Below are 4,927 nucleotides of genomic sequence, written 5' to 3'. Positions count from 1 at the left end.
TGCGCACACGGTCAAAGGCCGTCTCGAATTCGTGGACGAATTCGGCGACAGCCGTAAAGCCGAACATGGCCCCCGAACCCTTGATCGTATGCAGGGCCCTGAAGGTGGAATTGATCAGGTCGTCATTGGAGGGGTCCTGCTCGAGATCGAGTAGGCCGGCTTCGAGCTGATCGAGCAGCTCGCGCGCCTCCTGGCGAAATGTCTCGGCTGGGTCGGAGATATTCATGCCCCGGTGACCTTCTTGATAACGGCCAGCAACTGGTCCTGCTTGAAGGGCTTTACGATCCAGCCGGTGGCGCCCGCTTCCTTGGCCTGACGCTTGAGTTCCTCATCGGACTCGGTCGTAAGAAGGATGATCGGAATGCCCTTGCTGGCGGGGTGCTGGCGATATTTGCGGATGAATTCGATGCCGTTGAGAACCGGCATGTTGAGGTCGGTGATGACGGCATGGACCGTATTGGTGGTGGCCTTGTCATAGCCATCCTGCCCGTTGACGGCTTCGATCACATCGAGGCCGGCGGCGGTCAGGGTCATGGCCACCATCTGGCGAATGGAGGCGGAGTCATCGATGGTGAGGATTGTCTTGGTCATGCCGTCGCGTCCCGTGGCTTAAATGTGGTCGGTCCAGAAGCGGGCCGTCGGCTGTGCCGGGTTGAGAAACCCCGCACCGTCGAGCACGGCCTGCAACTTGGGGCCCGGTGGCCCCTTCAATGTGAATGATTTGCCAAGCGCCTCGGCCTTGTTCCGCGCCGCCAGCAAGGTCTGAACGGTGGTCACGTCGGCCTGGGTGATATCCTTGGTGTCGAGCGCAATCGCAGAATGCGCGGCGACGGCCTCCTTGAGGCCGGCAAGCATAGTCTGAGCGGACTTGACGGAGACGTCGCCGCTCAAAACGAGCGTGAAAGAGCTGCTCCCGGTCATGGCAGCGACCTGGTCGAAAAAAGTATCAGCGATGTCATAATGCTCTCAGGCGTTGGGTAGTTAAGAACCGATGAACGGTGTGAAGTATTCAGGCGGCGTGCAAACCCGTCTGGATAGTCGTTTGACGATGTGTGCAGCCGTATTCCCATCCGGCCTGGTTATGATCATTCCTTAAATGGCTTAATCATTGGTTACGCGAAGAAGTTTTTTACTAGTCTTGATGACCAGTCGTTAGTATAACGACAGAATAAATACAGACTCTTCGCAAGAGTATCCCGCCCCACGATTCTGAGTCCAACCGCGTCGGCCGGGAATCGTGGCAAATAGACTCTTGAACGATTCAGAGTCCTCCACCGGGTAATATTGATTGATTCATTGGCCCCGCTACTTTGCAGCGAGCCGAAAAGGCCAAAATCTGTGCAATTTTATGCAGTACGGCAGCGCGCCAGCGCCGGGCGTGCCCTGCCTTTATTTCGCCCTGATTGTGGCAGGGCCAGATTGTGCACGTACCGCATACCAGTTCACGAAAACGCGAAATGCGATTATTTTCTCATGTCATCAGGCACTTGCGCACGAGAGCGGAAGTCGAGGCCGCCTGCGGCTGAAAATCGCCTGGGGTCAGGACGCGGCGCGTTCGGTCCAGTGCAGGCTGGGCTTTGCCAGATAGGACAGCCCCTCGGTGTCCCCGGAAATGCGGCGCAGCAGTATCTGCCCGAGCCGGCGCCCGGCTTCGACGAAGTCTTCCCCCACCGTCTCGGCCGCCGGCTGGAACTGCATGAACATTGAGGACGCTTGCTTGGTGACCACATGGGCGGTCTTGCCCACCACATGGCCGCTATCTGCCAGGCCACCGAGAATCGCGAGAGCGGAAATCTCGGACGCACCGATATAGCCATCCGGACCATCCGGGCGCTTCGAGCGCTTGATGACGTAATTGCGTATGGCATCGGTTGCGCTGTTGAGGTTCACGTCGGCGGCGAACTCATAGGCGATGCCGGTTTCGTGCGCGCCGCGCTCGATGCCGTTCTTGAGATGCTCGGTATAGGTCAGCGCGCTGTCGGGCAGCACGATGGAGATCTTCCTGCACCCCTGCGCCGCGAGGCGAAGCGTTGCGTGATAGGCAAATTCCTCGTTGTCGAAATCGACGAAGGGATGGGCTTCGGGCCACTGGCTGCGGCCATGGCTCACGAAGGGAAAATCATTGTCGATGAGAAAGCGAATACGCTCGTCGAAGGTTTCGGCCTTCGAGAAGATCACGCCATCGGCCATGCGGTTGCGCACGATATGCCGGATCGGCTCGATCGGCTGCACATTGCGGAAAAGCGGCGTGATGACGAGGTGATAGGAGGTGTCGCGCAGCGATTCGGTAATGCCGGTCACAAGCGAGGTGCCAAAGCCATAGATCTGCTCGTCGGGCTCAAGCACCAGCGCAATCACATTGGTGCGGCCGGTCTTGAGACGCAGGGCGGCACGGTCCGGCAGATAGCCGATTTCGGCAGCGATACGCTGCACGCGGTCGCGCGTTTCCTGGGCCAGTTCCGGCGCATTGTTGAGCGCACGGGAAATGGTGGTCACGGCAAGGCCCGTCATCTGGGCAATGGTCTTGAGCGTCGGCTTGCCGGAAGGCTTCACGCCGCGCTTGCTGCGCCCGGCGGACGGCAAATCGTCTTGCGACACGGAAATATCCCCTCATCCGTCCTTGGGCGGACGATGTTGTGAAGGGAAAACAACATCAGATTGGGGGCAATAGATCAAGATAAAGCACAAAAGTCCCAACAGGCTCGGCGCCCGTGGGATGTGCCAATCGCTGGGAAGCTTTCGCTCGCCGTCACTTTCGCGCAGTAAAATCCCTCTGAGGTACGTATGTCAATACGGCGGTGACAATATTTGCCGTGACACCTCTTAGCCGTTGTCTTGGCCCAAGCTGACATGTCAGAAGCGAGTTGAGGACGCTGCCATACAAGGCGGCGAGGCATTTTGGCTGCGGCGACATGCCTGTGGCAGGAGGAGACAAAGATGCGCAAGGTCGGCATCGGCATTGTTGGTTTGGGCAATATTTCGGCTGCCTATCTCAAGGCGGCCCAGGGATTTCCGGTTCTCGACATCAAGGCGGTCGCCGATCTCAATCCGGCGGCGGCAGCCGCACGCGCCGCCGAATTCGGCGTCAAGGCCGTCACCATGGACGCGCTCTTTGCCGACCCTGAAATCGAGATCATTCTCAACCTCACCATTCCCAAGGCGCACGTGGACGTCGGTCTCCGCGCCATTGCCGCCGGCAAGCACGTCTATTCGGAAAAGCCGCTCGGCGTGGTCTTTGCCGAAGGCAAGAAGCTGATCGAAGCGGCCAAGGCGAAAAACCTGCGCCTCGGCTCGGCGCCCGACACTTTCCTTGGCGGTTCGCACCAGACCGCCCGCCGCATTGTCGATGAAGGCCAGCTCGGCCAGGCGGTCGGTGGCACCGCTTATTTCATGTGCCCGGGCCACGAGCGCTGGCACCCCAATCCCGCCTTCTATTATGAAGCCGGCGGCGGCCCCATGCTCGACATGGGCCCCTACTACATCACCGACCTCGTCAACCTCCTCGGCCCCGTCGCCAAGGTGTCCGGCTTCGGCACCATGCTGCGCGATACGCGCACCATCACCGCCAAGGAGCGCAATGGCGAGGTGATCCCGGTTCACGTCGCAACCCACGTCTCGGGCACCCTGGTCTTTGCCAATGGCGCCGTGGTGCAGGTTTCCATGAGTTTTGACGTTGCCGGCCACAAGCACGTGCCGCTCGAAATCTATGGCACCGACGCGACGCTGATCGTTCCCGATCCCAACAATTTTGGCGGTCAGGTCGAGATCTTCAAAAAGGGCGGCGAGTGGACCAATGTGGACACCGACCAGCCCTATGCCGATGGCAATTATCGCTCGATCGGTCTCGCCGACATGGCCCATGCCATCGTCGAAAACCGCCCCCACCGCTGCAATGGCGATCTGGCCCTGCACGTCCTCGAAGTCATGGAAGCCTTTGAGACATCCTCGAAGACCGGCCAGGCCGTCGAGATCACCACCCCCGTCACCCGCCCTGCCCCGCTCGGCACCTCGCTCGTGGATGGCAAGCTGGGCCGCTGAGGGTTTTAGTTTTTATGCAATTCAAGGGAAGCCCCGGCCAAGACCGGGGCTTTCACTTTTTGGGCTCAGCCCCGCTTCTGCGCCATCAGCGCCAGTGGCCGGCCTTCGAGATCGCCAAAGAACGCCATCCACTCCTCCGTCCCGTCTTCATGCCGGTGGATGAGGTGCGGCGTCTGCATGAACTCGGCCCCGCGACCTGACAGCGTTTGATAAGAGGCCTCGATATTGTCGACGCGAAAATACAGCACCGATTCCGGTCCCGCCTCCGGGCTCTCCTGCAGATAGAGCCGCAGTCCGCCGCAATCGAAAAAGCTCAAGGCGCCAAACCGATAAAGATGGGTCAGCCCCAGCACGTCGCGATACCAGCCGGTGGACGCCTCGATGTCCAGCACGTGGCGCGAAACCTGTCCTACCGAATGTAACTGATCTTCATCGCTCATTCTCTCCTCCCCTCCCCCGGGCCAAGCTAGATTGGCGCCTCGATTGGAGAAACGTCGAGTCCCAATTGCTGGCGCAGCTTCTTGCTCAGCTTTGCCGCGACCAGTCGATGGGCTTGGGCCACATAGGCTTCCACATCGGCCGCTTCGAGGGGACTATCGACCGAAATCGCCACCCACCCCGCCCGGGCAAAATAAGGCGCGGGCCGAATGCCGGGCAATTCGGTCAGCAGGTCAAAGGACATGTCCGAGACCTTGCACCACACCTCGCCCGGATCACGGTCGAGCAGCGCAAAGATCCTGCCGCCAACCTTGGCGACCGAATCGTCGCGCCACTGGCGCACCAGCGTCGCCGCCGGAAGCCTCGCAACGAAGGCCTCGAAGCCTTCGCGTCGCATGATGGTGGGGTAGGTGAAGCTCAATGCTAACAGTCTGCTAACGAAAAGCGGCGC

The 4,927-nt window shown here is 60.1% G+C and carries 7 protein-coding genes; 1 reads left to right on the top strand and 6 read right to left on the bottom strand.

Annotation, left to right across the window (positions count from 1 at the left end; genetic code table 11):
• The 4 genes from ABW043_RS01105 to ABW043_RS01090 all read right to left on the bottom strand — a co-directional run.
• The coding region (locus ABW043_RS01105) for an Hpt domain-containing protein (RefSeq protein WP_353919401.1) at positions 1–226 on the bottom strand (226 nt) is incomplete at its 3' end.
• Positions 223–591: a response regulator gene (locus tag ABW043_RS01100; RefSeq protein WP_291420983.1), complete on the bottom strand. Its 369-nt coding sequence runs from the start codon at positions 589–591 to the stop codon at positions 223–225. The genes ABW043_RS01105 and ABW043_RS01100, both read right to left, overlap by 4 nt.
• 18 nt (positions 592–609) lie before the next feature.
• Entirely contained in the window at positions 610–921 is a 312-nt protein-coding gene (locus ABW043_RS01095) for an STAS domain-containing protein (protein WP_353919400.1), read from the bottom strand.
• A gap of 618 nt (positions 922–1,539) precedes the next feature.
• A complete protein-coding gene (locus ABW043_RS01090; protein WP_353919399.1) occupies positions 1,540–2,598 on the bottom strand; it encodes a LacI family transcriptional regulator in 1,059 nt (352 codons plus the stop codon).
• A 339-nt stretch (positions 2,599–2,937) separates the two neighbouring features.
• Here ABW043_RS01090 and ABW043_RS01085 point away from each other — a divergent pair, with 339 nt between their 5' ends.
• Positions 2,938–4,038: a Gfo/Idh/MocA family protein gene (locus ABW043_RS01085; protein ID WP_353919398.1), complete on the top strand. Its 1,101-nt coding sequence runs from the start codon at positions 2,938–2,940 to the stop codon at positions 4,036–4,038.
• Positions 4,039–4,103: 65 nt separating this feature from the next.
• On the opposite strand, the gene ABW043_RS01080 is transcribed toward ABW043_RS01085, so the two are convergent.
• Together ABW043_RS01080 and ABW043_RS01075 are read right to left on the bottom strand one after the other, a co-directional pair.
• Complete coding sequence (locus ABW043_RS01080) at positions 4,104–4,478, bottom strand: VOC family protein (RefSeq protein WP_353919397.1); 375 nt, start codon at positions 4,476–4,478, stop codon at positions 4,104–4,106.
• A 26-nt stretch (positions 4,479–4,504) separates the two neighbouring features.
• Positions 4,505–4,927: MmcQ/YjbR family DNA-binding protein (locus ABW043_RS01075; protein WP_353919396.1), on the bottom strand; the 423-nt coding region annotated here is incomplete at its 5' end.

It is taken from the genome of Devosia sp., assembly GCF_040509215.1.
In the GTDB taxonomy this organism is placed as follows: Bacteria; Pseudomonadota; Alphaproteobacteria; order Rhizobiales; family Devosiaceae; genus Devosia.
The sequence above is the reverse complement of the archived record's forward strand: the minus strand, read 5'-3'. Positions and strand labels throughout refer to the sequence as shown.

Excerpts from the sequence above, each read along its gene's own strand:
- ABW043_RS01085 (WP_353919398.1), top strand. The coding sequence starts at position 2,938 with ATGCGCAAGGTCGGCATCGGCATTGTTGGTTTGGGCAATATTTCGGCT.
- ABW043_RS01100 (WP_291420983.1), bottom strand. The coding sequence starts at position 591 with ATGACCAAGACAATCCTCACCATCGATGACTCCGCCTCCATTCGCCAG.
- ABW043_RS01080 (WP_353919397.1), bottom strand. The coding sequence starts at position 4,478 with ATGAGCGATGAAGATCAGTTACATTCGGTAGGACAGGTTTCGCGCCAC.
- ABW043_RS01095 (WP_353919400.1), bottom strand. The coding sequence starts at position 921 with ATGACCGGGAGCAGCTCTTTCACGCTCGTTTTGAGCGGCGACGTCTCC.